This window comes from Streptomyces sp. NPDC008150 (assembly GCF_042956945.1).
GTDB lineage: Bacteria > Actinomycetota > Actinomycetes > Streptomycetales > Streptomycetaceae > Streptomyces.
In genome coordinates, this window is record NZ_JBIBHJ010000003.1 from 94,799 (window position 1) to 118,228 (window position 23,430).

19 protein-coding genes and 1 tRNA gene are annotated in these 23,430 nt (G+C 70.5%); 8 read left to right on the plus strand and 12 right to left on the minus strand.

The genetic code is table 11. The features are described 5' to 3' along the window. Positions 1–371: 371 nt before the first annotated feature. The 6 genes from ACFZA0_RS09730 to ACFZA0_RS09755 all read right to left on the minus strand — a co-directional run bounded on the left by ACFZA0_RS09730 (position 372) and on the right by ACFZA0_RS09755 (position 7,189). Positions 372–1,454 (minus strand): substrate-binding domain-containing protein, encoded by a 1,083-nt coding sequence (locus ACFZA0_RS09730; protein WP_391013729.1) that lies wholly within the window; start codon positions 1,452–1,454, stop codon positions 372–374. Positions 1,455–1,726: 272 nt separating this feature from the next. Next, on the minus strand, positions 1,727–2,173 hold the full coding sequence (locus ACFZA0_RS09735) for a heat shock protein transcriptional repressor HspR (protein ID WP_391013731.1): 447 nt from the start codon (positions 2,171–2,173) through the stop codon (positions 1,727–1,729). A gap of 1 nt (position 2,174) precedes the next feature. Then, positions 2,175–3,359, minus strand: a complete 1,185-nt coding sequence (gene dnaJ, locus ACFZA0_RS09740; protein ID WP_391013733.1) for a molecular chaperone DnaJ — start codon at positions 3,357–3,359, stop codon at positions 2,175–2,177. Between the two features lie 54 nt (positions 3,360–3,413). Then, entirely contained in the window at positions 3,414–4,085 is a 672-nt protein-coding gene (gene grpE, locus ACFZA0_RS09745) for a nucleotide exchange factor GrpE (RefSeq protein WP_391013735.1), read from the minus strand. Further along, a complete protein-coding gene (gene dnaK, locus ACFZA0_RS09750; protein ID WP_391013737.1) occupies positions 4,082–5,935 on the minus strand; it encodes a molecular chaperone DnaK in 1,854 nt (617 codons plus the stop codon). Before dnaK ends, grpE begins: the two co-directional genes overlap by 4 nt. A 93-nt stretch (positions 5,936–6,028) precedes the next feature. Next, complete coding sequence (locus tag ACFZA0_RS09755; protein WP_391013739.1) at positions 6,029–7,189, minus strand: MraY family glycosyltransferase; 1,161 nt, start codon at positions 7,187–7,189, stop codon at positions 6,029–6,031. 275 nt (positions 7,190–7,464) lie between these two features. Between ACFZA0_RS09755 and ACFZA0_RS09760 the strand changes: the two genes are divergently transcribed. From ACFZA0_RS09760 to ACFZA0_RS09775, 4 genes are all read left to right on the plus strand, one after another. Next, positions 7,465–9,753 carry a heterodisulfide reductase-related iron-sulfur binding cluster gene (locus ACFZA0_RS09760; RefSeq protein WP_391013741.1) on the plus strand — a complete coding sequence of 763 codons (2,289 nt, stop codon included), beginning with the start codon at positions 7,465–7,467 and terminating at the stop codon, positions 9,751–9,753. A 283-nt stretch (positions 9,754–10,036) separates the two neighbouring features. Further along, complete coding sequence (locus tag ACFZA0_RS09765) at positions 10,037–11,509, plus strand: FG-GAP-like repeat-containing protein (RefSeq protein ID WP_391013743.1); 1,473 nt, start codon at positions 10,037–10,039, stop codon at positions 11,507–11,509. Between the two features lie 75 nt (positions 11,510–11,584). After that, positions 11,585–12,610: a YIP1 family protein gene (locus tag ACFZA0_RS09770; RefSeq protein ID WP_391013745.1), complete on the plus strand. Its 1,026-nt coding sequence runs from the start codon at positions 11,585–11,587 to the stop codon at positions 12,608–12,610. A gap of 43 nt (positions 12,611–12,653) precedes the next feature. After that, positions 12,654–13,022 carry an Imm51 family immunity protein gene (locus ACFZA0_RS09775; RefSeq protein ID WP_391013747.1) on the plus strand — a complete coding sequence of 123 codons (369 nt, stop codon included), beginning with the start codon at positions 12,654–12,656 and terminating at the stop codon, positions 13,020–13,022. A gap of 30 nt (positions 13,023–13,052) precedes the next feature. On the opposite strand, the gene ACFZA0_RS09780 is transcribed toward ACFZA0_RS09775, so the two are convergent. The 5 genes from ACFZA0_RS09780 to ACFZA0_RS09800 all read right to left on the minus strand — a co-directional run bounded on the left by ACFZA0_RS09780 (position 13,053) and on the right by ACFZA0_RS09800 (position 15,773). After that, a complete protein-coding gene (locus ACFZA0_RS09780) occupies positions 13,053–13,421 on the minus strand; it encodes a hypothetical protein (protein ID WP_391013749.1) in 369 nt (122 codons plus the stop codon). 16 nt (positions 13,422–13,437) lie between these two features. Next, positions 13,438–14,223: a calcium-binding protein gene (locus ACFZA0_RS09785; protein ID WP_391013751.1), complete on the minus strand. Its 786-nt coding sequence runs from the start codon at positions 14,221–14,223 to the stop codon at positions 13,438–13,440. 96 nt (positions 14,224–14,319) lie between these two features. Then, the gene (locus tag ACFZA0_RS09790; RefSeq protein WP_391013753.1) at positions 14,320–14,829 is read right to left on the minus strand and encodes a phosphoribosyltransferase family protein; all 510 of its coding nucleotides are present in this window, start codon (positions 14,827–14,829) and stop codon (positions 14,320–14,322) included. 49 nt (positions 14,830–14,878) lie between these two features. Then, positions 14,879–15,454, minus strand: a complete 576-nt coding sequence (dcd, locus tag ACFZA0_RS09795) for a dCTP deaminase (protein ID WP_391013755.1) — start codon at positions 15,452–15,454, stop codon at positions 14,879–14,881. Positions 15,455–15,590: 136 nt separating this feature from the next. Next, the gene (locus ACFZA0_RS09800; protein WP_391013756.1) at positions 15,591–15,773 is read right to left on the minus strand and encodes a hypothetical protein; all 183 of its coding nucleotides are present in this window, start codon (positions 15,771–15,773) and stop codon (positions 15,591–15,593) included. A 264-nt stretch (positions 15,774–16,037) separates the two neighbouring features. Between ACFZA0_RS09800 and ACFZA0_RS09805 the strand changes: the two genes are divergently transcribed. The 4 genes from ACFZA0_RS09805 to fxsT all read left to right on the plus strand — a co-directional run bounded on the left by ACFZA0_RS09805 (position 16,038) and on the right by fxsT (position 21,627). Beyond that, positions 16,038–16,111, plus strand: a tRNA-Gly gene (locus ACFZA0_RS09805). A gap of 247 nt (positions 16,112–16,358) precedes the next feature. After that, the gene (locus ACFZA0_RS09810) at positions 16,359–16,691 is read left to right on the plus strand and encodes a trypco2 family protein (RefSeq protein ID WP_391013758.1); all 333 of its coding nucleotides are present in this window, start codon (positions 16,359–16,361) and stop codon (positions 16,689–16,691) included. Positions 16,692–16,737: 46 nt separating this feature from the next. Further along, the gene (locus ACFZA0_RS09815; protein ID WP_391013759.1) at positions 16,738–18,948 is read left to right on the plus strand and encodes a hypothetical protein; all 2,211 of its coding nucleotides are present in this window, start codon (positions 16,738–16,740) and stop codon (positions 18,946–18,948) included. A 96-nt stretch (positions 18,949–19,044) separates the two neighbouring features. After that, complete coding sequence (gene fxsT, locus ACFZA0_RS09820) at positions 19,045–21,627, plus strand: FxSxx-COOH system tetratricopeptide repeat protein (protein WP_391013761.1); 2,583 nt, start codon at positions 19,045–19,047, stop codon at positions 21,625–21,627. A gap of 70 nt (positions 21,628–21,697) precedes the next feature. On the opposite strand, the gene ACFZA0_RS09825 is transcribed toward fxsT, so the two are convergent. Further along, complete coding sequence (locus tag ACFZA0_RS09825) at positions 21,698–23,416, minus strand: aKG-HExxH-type peptide beta-hydroxylase (protein ID WP_391013763.1); 1,719 nt, start codon at positions 23,414–23,416, stop codon at positions 21,698–21,700. Positions 23,417–23,430 lie beyond the last annotated feature (14 nt).

The following is a 23,430-nucleotide window of genomic DNA, read 5'->3' on the forward strand; positions in this document are numbered from 1 at the left end:
GCAACACGGCTCCCCCTCGGCCGGTAGCCGGAAACCACCCGTCGGGCACCCCATTTCCCTTGCGCAGCAGGCGTGTTGGGAGGGTTCGGGCCCGGCGGGAATGGCCGTGCCGGGCCGCCGCGGGCGCCCGGCGAACCGGGCGCCGTACGGGCCAGGCTGCCCGTTCGGGCAGCGCGTACACGCGTGCCGGGTCCCGAACCCGGCCCCGGCGCACGGGAATCGGATGCCCGCGGGCCCGGCAGGCGGCGGCCGGGCCCGGGTTGATATTCGACGCATACACGTCGCAGGAAAGGGCGTTCACACGCTCCCGCGCACGCCCCGCGCGGATGCGGACGCGCGGCCCGTGCGCCTCGGCCGGTGGCCCGGAGGCGCTACTTCAGGCCGTCCTCGGCGCACGCCGACTTGTACGCCGCCGTGCAGATGTCGGACACCTTGTAGATGCCGTCGGCGACGACGGTGTCCTTGATGTTGTCCTTGGTGAGCTCGACCACGGAGACCAGCTGGGCGGGAATCTTCTTCTGGGTCGGGCTGTCGACCGTGTCACGGGTCAGGGAGTCGAACTGGATGTCCTTGCCCTGGACCCGGGAGACCGCCATCTCGGCGGCGTTCTCGGCCTCCTGCGGGTAGGACTTGTACACGCTCATGTACTGCTCGCCGGTGACGATGCGCTGCACCGCGTCGAGTTCGGCGTCCTGGCCGGTGATGGGCGGCATGTCGGTCACGCCCGCGGCCTTCAGCGCCTTGATGATGCCGCCGGCCATGCCGTCGTTGGCGGAGTACACGCCCGCGATGTTGGACGCACCGACCTCGCGGATCGCCGCGGCCATGTTGGCCTCGGCGTTCTTGGGGTCCCAGTCCTTGGTGTCGTACGACGCGGCGACCTTCACCTTGCCGCTCAGCTCGGAGGTCGCGCCCTCCTTGAACTGCTTGGCGTTGGGGTCGGTGGGCGACCCGTTCATCATCACGATCTTGTCGTTCTCGCTGCCGGCGCCCAGCGCCTCCAGCAGCGAGCGGCCCTGCACCTCGCCCACGAGGTCGTTGTCGAAGGAGATGTACGCGTCGATGGGACCCTCGGCGAGGCGGTCGTAGGCGATGACCGGGATACCGGCGGCCTTGGCCTTCTTGACCTCGCCGGCGATGGCGTGGGAGTCGACCGCGTCGAGCAGGATGACGTCGACCTTCGTGTCGATCATCTGCTGCATCTGGTCGGCCTGCTTGTCCGCGTCCTGGTCGGCGTTGGCGTAGGCCACGCGTCCCTGGTTCTTGGTGAGGGAGGCGACCTGCTTCTTGATGATGGGGTAGTCGAACTTGTCGTAGCGCGAGTTGGCCTTCTCGGGCAGCAGCAGGCCCACGGCGATGTCGTTGCCCTTGGACGAACTCGCGTCGCTGCCGCCCCCGCCCACACCCAGGGCGCCGCATCCGGCGAGCGAGAGGACCATGGTGGACGCTGCCATGGATATGGCGGTACGACGCATGCGGGTGCTCACTTCTGTGCCTTTCGACGCGGGCGCAGCATTGCGGCCCAGATGTCTCAAAAGCCAACTTGGCAACGGTCCCCGGAGTCAAGCGGAACCACTTAACGAGATGACAACATCACGTTCGGTTCCGCCCGCCGGGGGGAATGGTTGAGGGCCCGTTCCGGGGCCCGGAGCGCGCCGGGCGGTGCCGTCACACCCGAAAGGGGCCCAAAGGTTCGTCACGAACCTCCGGGCCCCTCACAACGGGGTCAGTCCTGCGGCCGCTTGGGCCGCCACACCACCAGCGCGCTGGTCTGCTGGACCTCCTGGTACGGGACGAGGTCCCGTCGGTAGGAGGCGTGCACGGCGGCCTCGCGCTGGCGCATCGCGGCCGCGGCGCCGTCCAGCGCCGACTCCAGCTCCGCGGCGCGGGCCTGGAGCGCGGCGACCTGGTTCTCCAGCTCGATGATCCGCTTGATGCCGGCGAGGTTGATGCCCTCGTCCTGCGACAACTGCTGCACCTGGCGCAGGAGTTCGATGTCGCGGGCCGAGTAGCGCCGGCCCCGCCCGGCGGTGCGGTCGGGGGAGACGAGTCCCAGACGGTCGTACTGGCGCAGGGTCTGCGGGTGCAGGCCGGAGAGCTGGGCCGCCACCGAGATGACGTAGACCGGGGACTCCTCGGTCAGTTCGTACGGGTTACGCCGACGGCCGTCCATCTCAAGCTCCCTTCGCCGCCTGGAACAACTCCGCCCGCGGATCCTCCTCCGCGGTCGCCTCGCGATACGCCGTGAGCGCGTCACGAGCCTTCCCCGACAGGTCCTTGGGAACACTCACCTCGACGGTGACCAACAGGTCGCCCCTGGTCCCGTCCTTGCGGAACGCGCCCTTGCCGCGGGCCCGCATGGTGCGCCCGTTGGGCGTGCCCGGCGGGAGCTTCAGCGTGACGGGCGGACCGCCCAGCGTCGGCACCCGCACGTCGCCGCCGAGCGCGGCCTCGGTGAACGTCACCGGGACGGTCACCGTGAGGTTGTCGTCCTTGCGGCCGAAGACCGGGTGGTCGTCCACGTGCACGACGACGTACAGGTCACCGTTCGGGCCGCCCCGTTCGCCGGGGGCGCCCTTGCCGCGCAGCCGGATGCGCTGCCCGTCGGAGACGCCCGCCGGGATGCGCACCTGCATCGTGCGCGAGGACTTGGCCCGGCCGCTGCCGTGGCAGACCTCGCAGGGGTGCTCCGCGATCAGGCCGCGGCCCTTGCAGTCGGGGCACGGGTCGGTGAGCGAGAAGCCGCCGCCCGAACCGCGCGCCACCTGCCCGGTGCCGACGCAGGTCGGGCACACACGCGGGGTGCCGCTCTTGTCGCCGGTGCCCGAACAGGCCTTGCAGGGCTGCTGCGAGGACATCCGCAGCGGCACCGTCGCGCCCTCGATCGCCTCGGTGAAGCTGAGCGTGACCTCGGACTCGATGTCCTGTCCGCGCCGCGGCTGGGTGCGCGGACCGCCCGCGCCGCCGCGGTTGAACAGACCGCCGAACACGTCCCCTATGCCACCGCCGCCGCCGAACCCGCCGGCGCCCTGGCCGCCCGGGGCGCCGCCGAAGAGGTCGCCCAGGTCGAAGTTGAAGTTGCCGCCGCCCGCGCCGCCCGGCCCCGGGCGGAAACCGCCGTTGCCGAACAGGGCGCGCGCCTCGTCGTACTCCTTGCGCCGCTTGGGGTCACCGAGGACGTCGTTCGCCTCGGAGATCTCCTTGAAGCGTTCCTCCGCCTTGGCGTTGCCCTTGTTGGCGTCCGGGTGGAACTCGCGCGCGAGCTTCCGGTACGCCTTCTTGATCTCGGCCTCGGTGGCGTCCTTGGGGACGCCGAGGACCTTGTAGAAGTCCTTCTCGATGAAGTCCTTGGTACTCATCCGCGACGTCCCTCCTCTCCTGCGTACGTGCCGGCTCCCTCGCGGGGGCCGACGTCAGCCCTCGTCCGGGCCACCGTTCTCCTTGTCGCCGTCCGCCTCGGCGGACGAACCGTTCGCCTCGTCGCCCGACTTGGCGCCCGCCCCGGGCTGCGGCTCCGCGACGGCCACCCGCGCGGGGCGGATGGTGCGTTCGCCGAACCGGTACCCCGGCTGCAGAATCGCCACGCACGTCGTCTCCGTGACGTCGGGCGCGTAGCTGTGCATCAGCGCCTCGTGCACGGTCGGGTCGAAGGGCTCGCCCTCCTTGCCGAACTGCTGGAGGCCCATCTTCGCGGCCACCGTCTCCAGCGACTCCGCGACGGACTTGAACCCGCCGACCAGCTCGTCGTGCTCCCGTGCGCGGCCGATGTCGTCGAGGACGGGCAGGAGTTCGGTCAGGAGGTTCGCGATGGCGATCTCCTTGACCGTGATCCGGTCCCGCTCCACGCGGCGGCGGTAGTTCTGGTACTCGGCCTGGAGCCGCTGGAGGTCCGCGGTGCGCTCACCGAGCGCGGTGCGTACCTGGTCCAGCTGGGCCGTCAGGGCCGTGATCTGGCTCGCGTCCCCGGCCGGGGCCGCCCCCTCCTCCGCTGCGGGAGTGGGGGCGGCCTGCGGCTCGGCGTCGTCAGCGGTGGCGCCGGAGGGGACGTCGGGCTTCTCCTCGAAGCCCGGGGTCTCCTCCGTCACGCGGCACCGTCCTTGCGCTCGTCGTCGACGATCTCGGCGTCCACGACGTCGTCGTCGGCCTGGCCGGCACCGGGGGCACCGGCGCCCGGGGCCTCGCCGCCCGCGGCCTGCGCGGCCTGGGCGTCGGCGTACATGGCCTGGCCGAGCTTCTGCGAGACGGCGGCGACCTTCTCGGTCGCGGTGCGGATCTCGGCGGTGTCCTCGCCCTTGAGCTTCTCCTTCAGCTCGGTGAGCGACTCCTCCACCTCGGTCTTGATCTCGCCGGGGACCTTGTCCTCGTTGTCCTTGAGGAACTTCTCCGTCTGGTAGACGAGCTGCTCGCCCTGGTTGCGGGTCTCGGCGGCCTCGCGGCGACGGTGGTCCTCGTCCGCGTACTGCTCGGCCTCCTGGCGCATCCGGTCGACCTCGTCCTTCGGCAGCGAGGAGCCGCCGGTGACGGTCATCTTCTGCTCCTTGCCCGTGCCCAGGTCCTTCGCGGTCACGTGCATGATGCCGTTGGCGTCGATGTCGAAGGCGACCTCGATCTGCGGGACACCGCGGGGGGCCGGCGGCAGACCGGTCAGCTCGAACATCCCGAGCTTCTTGTTGTACGCCGCGATCTCGCGCTCGCCCTGGTAGACCTGGATCTGGACGGACGGCTGGTTGTCCTCGGCCGTCGTGAAGATCTCGGACCGCTTGGTCGGGATCGTGGTGTTGCGCTCGATGAGCTTGGTCATGATCCCTCCCTTGGTCTCGATGCCGAGGGACAGCGGGGTCACGTCGAGGAGCAGGACGTCCTTGACCTCGCCCTTGAGCACACCGGCCTGGAGGGCCGCGCCGATGGCGACGACCTCGTCCGGGTTCACGCCCTTGTTGGCCTCGTTGCCGCCGGTCAGTTCCTTGACCAGCTCGGCGACGGCGGGCATACGGGTCGAGCCGCCCACGAGAACGACGTGGTCGATCTCGGAGAGGTTGATGCCGGCGTCCTTGATGACGTTGTGGAACGGCGTCTTGCAGCGCTCCAGCAGGTCGGCCGTCAGCTGCTGGAACTGGGCGCGCGTGAGCTTCTCGTCCAGGTGCAGCGGGCCCTCGGCGGACGCCGTGATGTAGGGCAGGTTGATCGAGGTCTCGGTGGACGAGGACAGCTCGATCTTGGCCTTCTCGGCGGCCTCGCGGAGGCGCTGGAGGGCCATCTTGTCCTTGGACAGGTCCACGCCGTGATCCGACTGGAACTGCTTCACCAGGTAGTCGACGACACGCTGGTCCCAGTCGTCACCACCGAGGTGGTTGTCGCCGTTGGTGGCCTTCACCTCGACGACGCCGTCACCGATCTCCAGGAGCGACACGTCGAAGGTGCCGCCGCCGAGGTCGAAGACGAGGATCGTCTGGTCGTCCTTGTCGAGGCCGTACGCCAGGGCGGCGGCCGTCGGCTCGTTGACGATGCGCAGGACGTTGAGGCCCGCGATCTCACCGGCCTCCTTGGTGGCCTGGCGCTCCGAGTCGTTGAAGTACGCCGGGACGGTGATGACCGCGTCGGCCACCTTCTCGCCCAGGTACGCCTCGGCGTCGCGCTTCAGCTTCTGCAGGATGAAGGCGCTCATCTGCTGCGGGTTGAAGCTCTTGCCGTCGAGCTCGATCTTCCAGTCCGTGCCCATGTGACGCTTCACCGAACGAATCGTCCGGTCCACGTTCGTGACCGCCTGGCGCTTGGCGACCTCGCCGACGAGCACCTCACCGTTCTTGGCGAAGGCGACGACGGACGGCGTGGTCCTGGCGCCCTCGGCGTTGGTGATGACGGTGGGCTCGCCGCCCTCCAGAACGCTGACGACCGAGTTCGTCGTGCCCAGGTCGATGCCGACCGCACGTGCCATGTCAATTCCTCCAGCTGACTTGAGTGGAACAGGCTCAAGTGTGCATCACGTCTGCGATGCCGTCAACAGAGCTGAGTCAAGGAGACTCAAGTCTTATCCGTTCCTTACACGCAAGGAAGCCCTGACCTGCGACGACACCGGACCACGGGGCGGGCGGACCGCAGAATTCCGTCGCCCGGAGGGGGCCCGGACACCCTCCGCGGGGTGGGCGCGAGGGGCGCGCCCGGCCGCCGGGACGGCACCCGCGGCCACTCCGCCGCCGGGCGCCCTGCGCGGTCCGTACACCGGAACCCGCAGCAGCCCGAGCACCCCGGCCGGCACCACGGCCGCCACCCCGGCCGCGGCGGTGGCGCCGGCCGAGCCGACGTGCACGAGCACACCGACGAGTACCCCGCAGAACGCCCCCGTCCCCACGACGACGACCGAGCCGTGCGCGGTGAGCCCCAACTTCCGCAGCCGGTGGGCGAGATGGTCCGCGGAACGCCGCGCGACGGGCCGCCCCGCGAGCCGCCGCGACAGCAGCACGAGCGCGGCGTCGGCCGAGGCGACCGCGGTGAGCGCGAACAGCACCCCGGCACTGGACAGGACCCCGTGCCCGCCCCGCACCCCGACGGCCGCGCCCGCGAGCACGAACCCGGTGAACAGGGAGCCGCACGACCCCAGCGCGCTGCGCGCGGGATGCCAGTTGTGCATGAGGAAGCCGGCCAGGGCCGCCGCGAGCACGCTCAGCAGCACCGCCGGCGCGTCCATCGCCCCGGCCGCCGCGCACGCGGCCACCCCGAACGCGGTGACCACGCCGACCGTGCCGGCCAGCCCGTCCGCGTGGTCGAGGCCGCGGAACGCCACGGTGACGAGCGCCGTCCACACCGCCGCGAGCAGCCCCGGCCCGATGCCGGTCTCCCCGTAGGGCACCGCGCAGAAGGCGGCGACCGCCGTGCCGGCGAGGACGAACCGGGTCTTGACGCGCCGCACGTCGGCCACCAGGCCGAGCAGCGCGACCCCGCCCGCCGCGACCAGCAGCCGTCCGGTGTCCCCGCCGAGCGGGGCGAGGCCCGTCCACTCGCCGGCCGCGGCGACCGCGCCCGTGGCGAGCACCACGGCGGCACCCCCGAGCAGGGGCACCGGACGGCCGCGCCCCCGGTCGCCGCGCCCGCGTTCGACGAGGCCCAGGCGCAGGGCGGGGCGGCGGAACAGCGCGGCGAGGACGGCGGCGAGGAGAAGGGCGGTGGTGGCGGCGACGATCCCGTAGATCACCGCCCCAAGCTAAGCCGAATGTCACGATATGCGACGAAAGCAGAGATCGTACCGGCGTGGCGCCACCGCTCCGGGCCCCGGGTGGCGCAGGGGCCGCCGACCCGGCCGGGCGGGCGCGGCCCGGTCAGGCGAGCCTCAGCGACACAGATCACCGCACGCCTGGCTACAGTGCGACAGGGGATACGGGTAGTCTCAGACGGACCGCATAAGTTACCGCTTAGTAATCACTGTCGAAGCAACTGTTGAGCACCACCTCGCAGGCCCGAGGAGCCCCCATGCAACTCGCCGCGATCATCGTGTCGCTGGTCCTGGCCGTGGTCGGCGTCGCGCTGTTCGCCCGAGCCATCGGTCAGATCTACCGCTACGTGCGGCTCGGACAGAACGTGCCCGCCGGCACCCGTACGGACGAACCGGTGCAACGCACCGTCACCGTGGCCAAGGAGTTCCTCGGCCACACCCGGATGAACCGCTGGGGCGTCGTCGGTGTCGCGCACTGGTTCGTGGCGGTGGGCTTCTTCTCCCTCGTCCTGACCCTGGTCACCGCCTTCGGCCAGCTCTTCCAGGCCGACTGGGCGCTGCCGGTCATCGGCGAGTGGGCCCCGTGGGAGGTCTTCACCGAACTGATCGGCGCGCTGACCACGCTCGGCATCCTCACGCTCATCGTGATCCGCCAGCTCTCGCGCCCCGACCGCCCCGGCCGCAAGTCCCGCTTCGCCGGCTCCAACTTCGGCCAGGCGTACTTCGTCGAGGCCGTCATCCTGATCATCGGCATCGCGATCCTGGTGCTGCGCGGTCTCGAAGGCGTCCTGCACGGCGTCGACGGCTACGAGGCGTCGTACCTGATCTCGTACCCGCTGGTCGTCGCGTTCCGCGGGCTGAGCACGGGCACGGTGCAGAACCTCGTCTACCTGGTCGCGATGATCAAGATCGGGACGTCCTTCGTCTGGATGATCACCGTCGCGCTGAAGACGGACATGGGCGTCGCCTGGCACCGCTTCCTGGCCTTCCCGAACATCTGGTTCAAGCGCCGCGCCGACGGCGGCACCGCGCTCGGCGGCCTGCTGCCCATGACGTCCGGCGGCAAGGCGATCGACTTCGCCGACCCCGGCGACGACGACGTCTTCGGCGTCTCCCAGGTCGAGCACTTCTCCTGGAAGGGCCTGCTCGACTTCTCCACCTGCACCGAGTGCGGCCGCTGCCAGTCGCAGTGCCCCGCCTGGAACACCGGCAAGCCGCTCTCCCCCAAGCTCCTGATCATGTCGCTGCGCGACCACGCGCACGCCAAGGCCCCGTACCTGCTGGCCGGCGGCGGCAAGTCCATGGAGGGCGAGGAGAAGGCGTCCGAGGAGCAGCTCAAGGACGTGCCCGCGAGCGCCCTCGCCGAGGCCGAGCGCCCGCTGATCGGCACCGCCGAGGAGAACGGCGTCATCGACCCCGACGTCCTGTGGTCCTGCACCACCTGCGGCGCCTGCGTCGAGCAGTGCCCGGTCGACATCGAGCACGTCGACCACATCGTCGACATGCGCCGCTACCAGGTGATGATCGAGAGCGCGTTCCCGTCCGAGGCGGGCACGATGCTCAAGAACCTGGAGAAGAAGGGCAACCCCTGGGGCCTGGCGAAGAAGCAGCGCCTGGAGTGGACCAAGGAGGTCGACTTCGAGATCCCCGTCGTCGGCCGCGACCTGGAGGACCTCTCCGAGGTCGAGTACCTCTACTGGGTCGGCTGCGCCGGCGCCCTGGAGGACCGCGCGAAGAAGACCACCAAGGCCTTCGCCGAGCTGCTGCACATCGCGGGCGTCAAGTTCGCGATCATGGGCGGCGACGAGAAGTGCACCGGTGACTCCGCCCGCCGCCTCGGCAACGAGCCCCTGTTCCAGGAGCTCGGCATGGAGAACGTCATGGCGCTCAACATGGCGTTCGGCGAGGAGACGGACGACGAGGGCAAGGTGCTCCCCGAGTCCGCGAAGCCGAAGTCGGCCAAGAAGATCGTCGCGACCTGCCCGCACTGCCTGAACACCATCGGCAACGAGTACCCGCAGCTCGGCGGCGACTACGAGGTCGTCCACCACACGCAGTTGCTCCAGCACCTCGTGGACGAGGGCCGGCTGGTCCCGGTGACGCCGGTCGAGGGCATCATCACGTACCACGACCCGTGCTACCTGGGCCGCCACAACAAGATCTACTCGCCGCCGCGCGAGATCATCGCGAGCGTGCCCGGTCTGCGCAACGAGGAGATGCACCGCCACAAGGAACGCGGCTTCTGCTGCGGCGCCGGCGGCGCCCGGATGTGGATGGAGGAGCGGATCGGCAAGCGCATCAACAACGAGCGCGTCGACGAGGCCCTCTCCCTCAACCCGGACATCGTCTCCACCGCCTGCCCGTTCTGCCTCGTCATGCTGACCGACTCGGTCAACGGCAAGAAGAACGACGGCCAGGCGAAGGAGTCCGTGCAGGTCGTCGACGTCGCGCAGCTCCTGCTCGACTCGGTGCGCGCGCCGATCGACCCCACCGGCGAGGCGGAGAGCGAGCCCGCGCCGGAACCGGAGCCCGAACCGGCGCAGTAGAACGACGAGTCGGGACCAAGAGGCCGGGGCCGCCCGGGGTGCACGTCACCCGGGCGGCCCCGGCCTCTTCCGCGTACCCGTCCAACGGGGACCGTCCCGCCCGGAGTTCACGAAAACTCCCGAGGGAAAACCGAACTCCCGTACAACCCTTGTTGATCCACAAAGGTCTCCTGATCGCCGACCACGCCGCGAACCCACGGACAACTCCGGGTGAACGCGGCAGGTCCGCACCCCATCGACTGTGGACGCCCACCAGGCGTCCCGCATGCTCAGGAGAACCCGCATGCACCAGCAGCTCCGGCTCGCCCTCGCCACGGCCGCCACGGTCGCGCTGACGGGCGGCCTGCTCACCGTCGCCGCCACCGGCGCCACCGCGGCCGACGCGACCCACGTCGCGCAGGCCGACTTCAACGGCGACGGGATCGGCGACGTCGCCACCGCCGCCAGCGAGTCCTACGTCAGCGGCCACAAGGCGGCCGGCCAGGTCGTGGCCCTGTACGGCTCCGCCTCGGGCGTCTCGTCCGCCCACCGCTCCACCATCAGCCAGAACACCACCGGCGTCCCCGGCACCTCGGAGGCCGGCGACCAGTTCGGCTACAGCACCGCCTACGCCGACTTCAACGGCGACGGCTACGACGACCTCGTCGTCAGCGCCCCCACCGAGAAGGTCGGCAGCGACACCGACGGCGGCATGATCAGCCTGCTGTGGGGCTCCGCCAAGGGCCTGACCGGCAAGGCCGTCACCGTCGCCGACCCCGCGGTGAGCGCCCACGACTACTGGGGCTCCTCGCTCGCCGCCGGCGACTTCGACGGCGACGGCAGGGCCGACCTGGCCGTCGGCAGCAGCAACTCCACCGTGTACGTCATCAAGGGCGGCATCACCACCGCCGGCAAGGGCGGCCTCGGCAGCTACACCGTGAAGGCCCCGATCCAGACGGGCGGCGGCGTCGGCGCGCTGAACCTCACGGCGGGCGACGTCACCGGCGACGGCCGCACCGACCTGGTCGTCGACGGCTACGAGACCGTCACCGACTCCGGCTGGAACACCAACTACCTTCTCCCGGGCACCGCTTCGGGCCTGAAGGCGTCCGGCGCCCAAGCGCTCAAGGCCGGCCTGGTCACCGGCATCGGCGACATCAACGGCGACGGCTACGGCGACATCGTCAGCGGCCAGTACTGGAACAAGACCGACGACGGCGTCACCTTCCCCGGCGGCGTCGACGGCGGCAAGGTCTGGATCACCTACGGCAGCGCCTCCGGCGCCGGCTCGGTCGCGGGCATCACGCAGAACACCGGCGACGTGCCCGGCACCGCCGAGAAGAACGACCAGTTCGGCTGGGAGATCGACCTCGGCGACGTCAACGGCGACGGCTACCAGGACATCGTCGTGGGCGCCCCCGGCGAGAACATGGGCTCGATCGTCGACGCGGGCATGGTCGAGGTCCTCTACGGCTCCGCGACCGGCATCAACACCACCACCGGCGCGCAGAGCTTCGCGCAGAGCACGGCCGGCGTACCCGGCGCCGACGAGAAGAGCGACCTCTTCGGCAGCGACGTCAAGCTCGACGACGTCACCGGCGACGGCCGCGCCGACCTGCTCGTCGGCTCCGCCGAGAACGCCTACAACGGCCAGGTCCTCATGCTGAAGTCGAACGGCACGAAGATCGTCACCACCGGTGCCGTCACCATCTCCCCGAGCACGGTCGGCGTCTCCACCACCGGCTACCCCTACCTCGGCGGCAACTTCGCCAACTGAGGCACATCCCGCGGCACCAACCCCTGAGAAGACCCTGAGACGCCCCTGAGAGGCGGCCTCCGGATCCCCTGGGGGATGTCACAGCTCGGCCGCAAAGCCGGGCCCGGACACCCGGGCCCGGCACGCGACCTCGCGGGAGCGGGTACGTTCGAGGACGTGGCTGGATTCAGGAACGGACGCGGCGGCCGAGGCGACCGCACCCCGCACGCGCAGCAACCTCCTCACGGGCAGCAGGCGCCCCAGGGTCAGTCGTACGGCTACCCCCAGGCGTCCGCGCCCCAGTACCCGCGGCAGCAGCAGTACGGCGGAGGTCAGCAGCAGTACGGCGGGGGCGGACAGCAGCCCTACGGCGGACAGCAGCAGTACGGCGGCGAGCCCGAGTACTTCGGCGACGGCGGCGGCAACGGCGGCTACCAGCAGGGCTACCCCCAGGGCACGCCCGACCCGTACGCCGCCAACAACCCCGGGCACACCCAGGCGTTCTCCGTGAACGGCGACGACGACCAGTACACCCAGGGCGACACCTACCGCGCCGGCCAGGCGGCCGCGCCGCCGGTCGGACCGCGGCTGCACTGGAAGGACCTGCTGCGCGGGATCGTCCTCGCGCCCCAGCAGACGTTCCTCCAGATGCGCGACTACACGATGTGGGGCCCCGCCCTCGTCGTCACGTTCCTCTACGGCCTGCTCGCCGTCTTCGGCTTCGACGGCGCCCGCAAGGACGCCATAAACGCCACCCTCTCCAACGCGATCCCGATCGTCCTGACGACCGGCGTCGCGATGGTGCTGAGCGCGTTCGTCCTCGGCGTCGTCACCCACACGGTCGCCCGCCAGCTCGGCGGCGACGGTGCCTGGCAGCCCACGGTCGGCCTGTCGATGCTGATCATGTCGCTGACCGACGCCCCCCGCCTGGTCTTCGCGATGTTCTTCGGCGGCGACGCCACGTTCGTCCAGGCCCTGGGCTGGGCCACCTGGATCGCGGCGGGCGCGCTGCTGACGATGATGGTCTCCCGCTCGCACGACCTGCCCTGGCCGAAGGCACTGGGCGCGTCCGCGATCCAGCTCATCGCCCTGCTGTCGCTCCTGAAGCTCGGCACGCTCTGAGGGCCGGGGGGCGGGTGTCGGTCCCTCCCCCTACCCTCGCGCCATGACGACGCCCGACGACCGCGAGACGTTCGCGCCCCTGGTCCTCTTCGAGTACGACCACAAACCCGGCACGTACTGCCTGATGCTCTCCGACACCCACATGGGCGGCCCCGCGGCGGCCGTGTTCGAGGAGAACGGCTACGAGGGCGGCGGCTACGCCTGGACCGGCGCCGCCCGGTCCGCCGTCGACGCCCACGCCCCCGAGCTCGCCGACCGCCTCGCCTACGACCCGGAGGCCGGCCTCTTCGTCGCGTACGGCACGGACCGGGCCGCCCTCGCCCGCCTCGGCACACTGCTGCGCGAGGCGCACGGGGACCCGGCGGTGCTGCGGGGGTACGTCCGGCCGGACGACTACGACCGGTTCGACTGAGGCCGGGCGGGGCGAGGTCCCGTCACCGGGTCACCGGGAGCGCCCTCGCACCCGCGCAGTCAGCGCCGCCCAGTCGGTGCCGGAGAGCGACGCCAGGAACCCCACGGCCCCGTACCCGGTGAGCACCGCCCCGGCCTGCTCCAACCGCACCCGGTGCTGCGACTGCGCGACCCGCTGCTGGTCGTAACTACGCGTCCCCGACGACGAGTTGGCGGCGTAGTCGTACAGGTTGCACGTCTCGCCGGGCCGCATGGGACCGGACCGTTCCTCGTCCTCGTACTCCACGATGTAGCCGGGGCACTGCGGCGCGCGCGGAACCGCCAGGCCCAGCCCGAGCACGACGAGCCCCACGCACAGCGGCACGAGGAACATCACGACGAAGAAGCCCCGGTGCTTCACGGCGCCGGCGCCGCTCCTACTGGACGTCCACGTAGTCACCGGCGGCGCTGACCGCCGGCGTCGTGGCGGTGCCGGCGAAGCTGTAGCGGTAGTAGCCGTCGACGGTGGCGGCGACGGTGGTCCTGAGGTTGCCCGTGGAGTCGGTCTTGATCGTCTTGACGGTCGTGTAGGTGCTGCTGCTCTTCTTGCGGAACTGAAGCTTCACCGACTGCCCGGTGTAGCCGTGGTACAGGTTGTCCTCCCAGTTGGCCCGGGAGAGCTTGCCGGTGACCGTGACGGTCTTGCCCTTCTTCACCGGCTCCGGCGCGGCGTTGACCGTCAGCTTCGAGTAGCGCTGCACCTTGAACGTGGTGGCCGCGTCCCGGTGGATGTAGTCGTAGTCGTTCGCGGCGACCAGGGTCCTGAGCTTCCACGTGGCGGCCGCGGCGTTGTTGACGAAGCCCACGGTCTCCTTCGGGTCGAAGGTGAGCGTGCCCGAGCAGGTCGACGTCGTGGCGCTCACCTTGACGCAGGTGATGTCGCCGTCTTCGGCCCATATCTGCGCGAAGTTCGGGTTCGGCCCGGAGGCGCTGATGTAGGTGACCTCGGAGATGCCGGAGTCGTCGGATGCGGTCACGGAGACCTTGGCGGACACGACGTTGGTGGTGCCGACCACGACCGGCTTGCCGCCGTTGACGACGACCTTGTCGATCGTGATGTCGCCCGACCCGCCGTCGGTGGCCTGCGCGGCGGTCACCCCGAGACCGCTGACGAGCAGCGCGGCACTGGTACCGAGCAGAGCGAGCCGCATGGCTGTACGCATGGAAAATCCCCCCACGAAATCTCTTGTTGATCACAGAGACACGTGGCGTTGGCCTTTGGTTGCACACACCGTGGGGCAGGGCAGCCGGAGCCGCCGCTAGAGGGCTTCCGTATTGCTCCGGGGCGCTTCACCGGACCTGTGCACGGGCGGCAGGACGGACCACGGGAAGTTGATCCAGTCGTCGGTGCGCTTCCAGACGTAGTCGCACTTCACCAGCGACTGCGACTTCTCGTAGATCACCGCGGTGCGCACCTCCTCGACGGCGTCGACGCAGAAGTCGTGCACCAGCTTGAGCGTCTTGCCGGTGTCGGCGACGTCGTCGGTGATCAGCACCTTCTTGTCGGAGAAGTCGATCCGGTTGGGCACCGGCGCGAGCATCACCGGCATCTCCAGGGTGGTGCCGACGCCGGTGTAGAACTCCACGTTCACCAGGTGGATGTTCTTGCAGTCGAGCGCGTAGGCGAGCCCGCCGGCGACGAAGACACCGCCGCGCGCGATGGACAGCACTATGTCCGGCACGAACCCGTCGTCGGCGATCGTCTGCGCCAGCTCACGGACCGCGACCCCGAACTGCTCGTAGGTCAGGTTCTCCCGCACGTCACTCATGTCTGGTCCGTCTCGCCCTTTTCGCCCGTCGTGCCCGTGGTCCGGTCCGTCACACCTGGGTGCGGTGGAAGTTGAGGAAGGACCGGGAGGCGGTCGGCCCCCGCTGGCCCTGGTAACGCGACCCGTACCGGTCGGAGCCGTACGGGAACTCGGCCGCCGAGCTGAGCTGGAACATGCACAGCTGCCCGATCTTCATGCCGGGCCACAGCTTGATGGGGAGCGTCGCGAGGTTCGACAGCTCCAGCGTGACGTGCCCGGAGAACCCGGGGTCGATGAACCCGGCGGTCGAGTGCGTGACGAGACCGAGCCGCCCGAGCGAGCTCTTGCCCTCCAGGCGGGACGCGAGGTTGTCGGGAAGCGTGACGACCTCGTACGTACTGGCCAGCACGAACTCACCGGGGTGCAGGATGAACGGCTCGTCGCCGTCCGGCTCCACAAGCCGCGTCAGGTCGGCCTGCTCGACGGAGGGGTCGATGTGGGGGTAGCGGTGGTTCTCGAACACCCGGAAATAGCGGTCGAGGCGCACGTCGATGCTCGACGGCTGCACCATGGATTCGTCGAAGGGATCGATCCGGACCCGCCCGGCGTCGATCTCGGCCCGGATGTCCTTGTCTGAGAGAAGCACGCCCCGAGGATACGCAGCCGACCTGGGCGCACGACAATCGCGGCCTGCGACAACGACGGCGTGCCGTGGCCGTCACCGCCACGGCACGCCGCCGTACGTACACACGATCCCCGCGGTGCCCCGCCGGGCTACCGGGCTACTGCTTCACACTCTGCTGCCGGTACTGCTGCTCCGACCCGACCGGCACCACACTGCGGAGCCGGGCACACCGCGGGCACCGGACGAGCCGGCCGGGGCCCAGCCGTTCGGCCTGCTGCATCGGGAACGAAGCGGTACTGAACATGTGCCCATCGGCACAGCGGACGACGGTGCGCTCCATCAAGTCCTGGGTTCCCTTCCCCAAAAGCCGCGTCTGACTGACGACGAAAGGCCACGTTACGGGATCAAAGGGACGGCCCTCCAGGCGGCACTCCGACCCCGCCCGACACCTCTCACACGCCTTCACCGTACGCCCCAACTCCCGCTCCCCGCAGCCCCGTCCCACCCCCCGGAAACACCGACGGGCCCCACGGCTTCAGCACCGGGGACCCGCGATGAGGTAGAGTGACCGAGCGTTCCGACGCCGGTAGGACCGGGGTCACGCGCGGGTGTAGTTTAGTGGTAGAACATCAGCTTCCCAAGCTGAGAGTGCGAGTTCGATTCTCGTCACCCGCTCCAACACGAACCCCCAGGCCAACGGCCCGGGGGTTGTTTGTTGTCCAGGGCACGTGAGGCAGCCCGGTCGGTCGCGCGCCTTGCCGCGGCAGGTGCTGCTCCTGGGTCGAGCGGGCTCGCGTCAGGAGCTCGTTACGTGGGTAGGTCCATGAGCGGGATTTCTTTCCCGGACGGACCACACGGCATCGGCCCGCATGGGACCCTGACGTACGCCCGCGTGGTCCGCGTGGGCGATTCGGAGGGGGACCGAATGGGGCGGGACGTACACAGGCTGACGCTGACCGAGGCCATCGAGTCGCTGCGGCAGGACCTGGAGGCCGCGCAGCGGCAAGGAGCCGGGAAGGCGATCGGGTTCAGCGTCCAGGACATCAGCGTGGAACTGGACGTGGAGGCCGAGCGGAGTGACAGCGCCGAGGGTGGCGTCTCCTGGTTCGTCACAGCCAAGGGCGGCAGGTCGCGCACCCGGCGGAGCGCCACCCGCCTCGTGGTGTCGCTGAAGCCGCGCGGGTCTCTCAACGTCACGGACGAGCTGGGCCGCTCACGCAACAGCCCGCCGCCCCGTACTGGCGACACGGCCCGGTGACGAGATGTCCGGCCTTCCGCCAGACGGTCCGGGGGACGACGATGCCGTGGCTTCCAACACCCCCGACCGGCTGATCGAGATCAGTCTGCTGGACTCCCTGGGGCAGCAGGTCGGACACGGCTCCGGCTGGCTGGTCGACGACGATCTGGTGCTGACCGCGGCACACGTCCTGTGGCCCGCCACCCGTCGCGACGCCGAGGGCCTGATCGTCGAGGTGCGGTACGGGAACGTCCCCGCGCACTGGCTCTGGCACCGCTGCGAGATCGTGTGGAGCGGTCAACCGGAACCCCCTTTCCGCCCGGGCACCGACGAGATGCCGGTGGCGGGCCCGGACGCAGCTCTGCTGGTGGTGACCGGCTCCGGCTGGCAGCCGCCCCTCTCACGGGCCCGGCCCCGACTGGGCATGCAGGGATCGGACATCGTCGACTTCGAGATATTCGGCTTTCCGGCCTTCTTCCACACCGAGCGCTACGCCTATGACGTACACCAGTGTGGCGGGCGGCTGCGGCCGGCGAACCGGAACCGGTCGGACATGCGGTCGGTCGAGGTCTCCGCCGAGGACGCGCCCGCGAACCCGGACGACTGGCAAGGCATCTCCGGGGCCGCGGTGCTGGTCGACGGGCAGCAGACCGTGGTCGGCATCGTCGTGGGCGCCGATCAGGGCAACGCGCGTCGGCTCAACGTGCTGCCGGTCAAGCGGCTGATGGAGGATCCGGGGTTCCGCAGGCAGTGGCGGGACCACTGGCAGGAACATCGGCACGATGAACCCCACAACCGCCGCAAGGTGCTGGCCGGCATCCGCCTGCGGCTGGAGCAGGCCGAGCCGCTGGCGGAGGCGGAGGCCCGGCGCGCGCTGCTGGAGAGGCTGGTCCCCGACGCGGCTCGGGATCCCGACCTGGCGTCCATCGAGGGCCGGTTCGTCCTCGCCGCTCTGGTCGACCGGCTCGGCCGGCACCCCGACGGCTGCACCGTTCTGGCTGCCGCCTATGCCGAGGCGCACCCGGACGACGAGGCCACGCTCGGCGAACTCCGCTCCCTGGCAGAGGAGTTCCGCGCGCTGGAGATCATCGGTGTGCAGAACTGGAGCGGACTGCGCGACGCCCTGCGGCAGTTGGTGCACGACGACCTGAACGGTGTTCCCGTCCCCGCGCTTCATGCCAGGGCCACGACGGACACGGCCGCGCTGCCCGCACACTGCGACGTTCCGTGGAAGGCGTTCGCGCATCTGGTGTGCGCGGGCGCCGAGTCCGCCCACCTACCGACGGCCCTGCGGTTCCTGGAACTGCTCGCCAGCGCGGTCGGTGGCGCGACCGCCGACACCGTGCGTGCGTACAACCGCAGTTGGGCGGTCGATCTGGACATCGCCAGGCGTCTCCGGGCTCGGGACGAGGAGGCCGACGACAACGGAGGGGACCGTGCCGACGAGGCCGACAGTTACTCCGTCCAGGTCGACGCCATGCGCACGGAGCTGATCAGCGCTCCGATGCAGCGCCCCACGTCCGCCCGGCTGCTGGTCGAGCTGATACCCGACCCGAACCGCGATCCCAGCAGATGGACGGTGTCCTTCTACTTCCAGTGCCGGCCGCGGCCCGGCGCCTGGAAACGACTGCCCATGCCGCTCGCCGAACGAGTGATCCCGCTCTCCGATCTGTTCGACCGGGTCGAGGTGTCCCGCCGTACGCTCCGGAGCATGCACGGGGTCCCCTCGGACCGTATCGAGATCGAGTACATCCTGCCGCTGGATCTCATCGACCACCCCGACAAGCTGATCGACCACGGCGCGCTGCCTCCCGCGGCCGCGTCCTTCCCGCTGGTCGTCCACAGCCTGGACCGCCTCCACAACAGGGCCTGGCGCGCGGTGTGGCAGGACCACTGGCGGCGCGGCAGCCAACGGGCCACGGGCCGATTGCTGTTCCAGGTCGCCGCGTTGGACCAGCCGGACGCGATCGAGACGGAACCCGTCGCCGGTGTTCTCCTGACCCAGAAGCCCGGTTCGGACACCGGCCGTCACGAGGTCAGCACGGCTCTCCGGCACGGCGTCCCGCTGGTGATGTGGCGTCACGACGAGCGCGCGCAACCGGACTTCACCGCTCTCTACCGGCGCATCATGGCCGAAGGACGTCTCGACGTCCGGCGCTTCCGCCGGGACGATGGCGACGGTCCGGCAGCTGCCGAGTCCGTCTGGGACCGTCAGTTCGTCGTCATCTTCGACACTCCGGAGAACCTGCCGGGCCTGGTGTACGGCGAGGTGTCGTGAAGCCGCGGCCGGTCGGACCGCGCGGGCACGGCTCCGCCCGGCCGGCAACCGTGCCGCCTCAGCCAGGGGCGGGCTTCCGATCCGAGGGGGAACTCCATGGCCGACACCGCTGAGCCGCCGCAGGACCCACCGCACCCCGCGCCGCCGCGGCCTTCCCAGGGGCTGTCACCGGCGGTGTGGGAGAACGTGCCCCCGCGCAACCCCAACTTCACCGGTCGTGAACGGCTGCTCGTGGAACTCACCGAGAGTCTGGCCGGCAGCCGCAACCCCACCGCGGTTCTCCCCGAGGCAATGTACGGTCTCGGCGGCATCGGCAAGTCGCAGCTCGCCATCGAGTACGTGTACCGGCACCAGGGCGACTACGACCTGGTGTGCTGGATTCCCAGCGAGCGCAACTCCAGCATCGTCAACGCGCTCTCGCATCTGGCCGGCCGGCTCGGCATCGACGAGAGCGGTGACGCCAGCGCCACCACCGCCGTGGCACAGACGCTGAACGCGCTGCGCCGCGGAGTGCCCTACACCCGCTGGCTGTTGGTCTTCGACAACGCGGAGAACGCCCAGGCCCTAGTGCCGTTCCTGCCCAACTCCCGCCACGGCGCGGTCCTGATCACCTCGCGCAATCCCCAGTGGGAGGACATCGCCGGCTGCCTGGAGGTGGACGTCTTCGAACGCTCCGAGAGCATCGCACTGCTCAACAAGCGGGGCCCCGCCCTCCCCCGGGAGGACGCCGACGCCCTGGCGGAGGCCCTCGGCGACCTGCCGCTGGCGATCGAGCAGGCGGCGGCCTGGCGGGCGCAGACGGGAATGACCGCGCAGGAATACCTGCGTCTGTTCAACGAGAAGCGCAGCGACCTGCTCTTCGAGGGCGCGTCGAACCTGTATCCGGAGTCCGTCGCGACCGCGTGGAACGTCTCGCTCGACAGAATCGAGACGACCAACCCCGAAGCGTTGCACCTGCTCCAGGTCTGTGCCTACTTCGCGCCCGAACCCATTCCCCGCTCCCTGTTCTCCGGCGCGCACCGCGGCACGATCACCCCCCAACTGGACGCGGCGCTGGCCGACCCGATGCGGCTGGGACGGGCGATCCGCGAGTTGAAGCGGTTCTCCCTGGCCCGGATCGACTCCCGCGACAACTCCCTGCAGATGCACCGGCTGGTGCAGGCGGTACTCCTCCAGCGCATGACACGGAGGGAACAGGACCGCATGCGGCTCGGTGCGCAGTCGCTGCTGGCCTCGGCGGATCCCCGGAACCCGGAGGCGAACGCGCAGTGGGGCCGTTATTCGGAGTTGTATCCCCACGTCGTGGCCTCCGGTGCCATCCGCTCGACCGACCCGTGGGTGCGCGACCTCGTGCTCAACACGGCGAAGTACCTCCAGCGGTTCGGCGACCACGAAAGCGCCCTGGAGTTCACCCGCGAGGCGCACACGGCAGCCGTGGAGCTGTTCGGGGCCGAGGACGAGAAGACACTTCTGCTGGCCTTCTGGCTTGGCTGGATCCTGTTCAGCATGGGCCACTACAAGGAGGCCGCGGAAACCAACAAGGAGACCCTCGACGCCCACGAACGCGCGGTCCGGCCCGGACCGACCCGGGCGGCCGAGGCGGGCGAGAGCCACCTCGACGCCATCGGCGCGGTCGCCGCGGACCTGCGCGTCGAGGGGAACTTCCCGAAGGCCCTCGAACTGAGCAGGCGGGTCTTCGACACCGCGACCGAGGCATTCGGCGAGGACGACGCCTTCACCCTGAACGCGGCACACAACCTGGGGGTGGCCCTGCGCCTCGTCGGCAGGTTCCGGGAGGCCTACGAGCTCGACCGCAATACCTGGGACCTGAAGCAGACACTCCTCGGCGCCGAGCACGAACAGACGCTGCTGACCCGTGTGGGCCTCACCATCGACGAGCGCGAACTCGGCCTCTACCGGCACGCGCGCAACCGCCAGGAGGAGGTCGTCAGTCAGTACCTCCGCCATCTCCGTGAGGACAACGCGGCCGTGCTGCACGCCAAACGCGTGCTCGCGGTGACCCGGCGGAAGGCGGGCGACCACGAGACCGCCCTGGACCTGTCCGAGCAGGTACTGACCGTGATGGAGGAACGGTTCGGACCGGAGCACCCGGACACGATCGCGGCCGCGCTGGGCCTGTCGGTGGACCTGCGCTACACGGGGCAGCTGGAGCGGGCACGCAGGCTGGCGGAGGCATCGCTCGACCACTACCGGCGCATCTTCGGCGACCAGCATCCGCACACGGTGTCGGCCCAGGCCAACCTGGCCATCACCTTCCGGATGGACGACCGTTGCGAGCCGGCCTACGAACTCGACCGGATCGCCCACGACACGCTGGTCGCCAAGCTCGGCGAACTGCATCCGCTGACGATGGTGGTGGCGACCAATCTGGCCAGCGACCTGGCGGCGCTCGGGCGGCACCAGGAGGCCCTGGACCTCGGTACCAGGACGCTGGAACACTCGACCGAAGTGCTGGGCGAGGTACATCCGTCGACCCTGAGCCTGGCCGCCAACCGGGCACTCGACCTGCACGCGCTGGAACGCCACGACGAGTGCGACGCGCTGCACGGACTCATCCTGGGGGAGATGCGCGAGCGCCTCGGTCCGGAGCATCCGGCGACGATGACGCTGGGGAACTGGGAACGCGCCAACTGCTTCATCGATCCACTGCCGCTGTGACCCCGGTGCCCACGGCCGAACGCTGACCGGCGGGGCGTGGAGCGACGGAGGCCGTCGATGGGGAACGGGCTCAGTGGCGAAAGACGGCGGCCAGTTGTACGGGGTCGGTGTCACCGCCGAGTGCGGCGTGCACGGCCATCACGAACTCCGGGCGCCGCAGCAGCACGTCCGCCGCCGGATGCCCCTGGGCACGCAGCGCGAGGCCGAGGCCGGACCATGCCTCGGGGTCCGGCCCGTGCAGGATCCGTTCGGTGAAGCGGGTGCGGGCCGTTTCGTGGTCGCCCCCGACAAGAGCCAGGTCCTCCGGGCACGCGCCCTCGACCGCCTCGACGGCCAGGCCCCGCAATGCCGATGCGTCGTCGGCGAGCGACCTGCGCAGCAGCACCGCCCGCGTGTCCAGGCCGCGCCGAAGGGCGGCCGGCACGATCGTGTCCCCGGCGGTCGGCAGTTCGACCGAGAAGCGGCGCGCGCCGCCGCAGGCGTCGGCTGCGTCCGCCACCGCGTCGGCCTGCGGACGCACGTGGTACGCCCGCCAGGTGGCCCGGTGATCGGCGGCCGCCACCGCCGCCGCCTCCCGGGCCCTGCTTCCTACCGGTTCGTCCTGCCAGGAGGCCAGACACCGGGTCAGTTCGTCGACCAGGTCGCTGCCCATCCGGGTGAGGCGTTCCGCGCCGTGGATGCCGCGCAGCGCGATGAGCGTCTGCTCGCGCCACAGGGCGTATTCGAACCGCCCCAGGTCCCCCTGCCGACGTCGCCAGAACCGCGTGACACCGAAGAACGCGTAGACGCCCTGGAGGAGCCCGCCGAGGGGGCGCGGATCGTCGCGCCAAGGCGCGTAGTACCGATCCTTCCCCCCGTCCTCGTACAAGGTGAACAGGTGCATGAAGGCGCCGAGTTTGTGGTGCTGGAACTCGTGAACGAGCGTGCAAGCGAACTGCTCGGCGTCGTCGGGTTCGGTGGCGACCACGGCACCGAAGGCGTCCCCGGAGGAGGCGCTGTGCGGGCGATACCGTTCCGACCTGGGCAGGGGAACCACCGAGCGCAGCCCGGCACCCATGGCCCGAGCCACCTCCGGGTCGTCGCGGACCAGCAGCGGCCACGCTTCGGCGAACAGCGATTCCCACCGGTCTGCGGAATCCAGGGGGTCCGGCGTGCGCGGCTCCCGCAGCCCGCGGTACGGGTCGATGTCGTCGAGCAGCAGGGTGCAGCCGTCCGCGCGCAGCTCACGCAGTCCGCGCCAGCCTTCCGCCGCTACCCGGACGGGGCCGACCCGGACGGCACCGGCGGCGCCCACCACCTCGGTGGCCGCCCAGCGGCACCCGGAGTGCGTCACTTCCGCTCCGCCGAGACCTGGCAGCACCGCCCAGCCGTCCCGGACAGGCACCGCCGTACGGAAGTCGAGGCCGGCGAGCGCGGCGGCGGAGGCCGCCACCGCGTGCAGGTGCCCGGTCTCCACCCAAAGCGGCGAGTCGCCCCGGGCCGTGCCGCGCACCCTTCGCAGGGCGTGCGCGGCCCAGGTGCCCACCGCCGGGTACAGCAGCAACCGCTCGACCTCGGCCGGGGCAGTCCGCCAGGCGCGGGTCAGCAGCTGCCAGCCGTCACTCAGCGCGGGCAGCGGACCGACGGGAGCGTCCTGCGAAGCGTCGGCGGCATCTACCAGGGCCCGCAGAAGCAGCAGCCGCCAACTGCGCTCACCCGCACCGAGCAGGGCGACCGCGCCGGGCCCGCCCTCACCGCGCAGCAGCTCGTGGTACTCCGCCCCACCCAGCCGATGGTGTTGTGCTTCCACGCGCATTCCAGTTC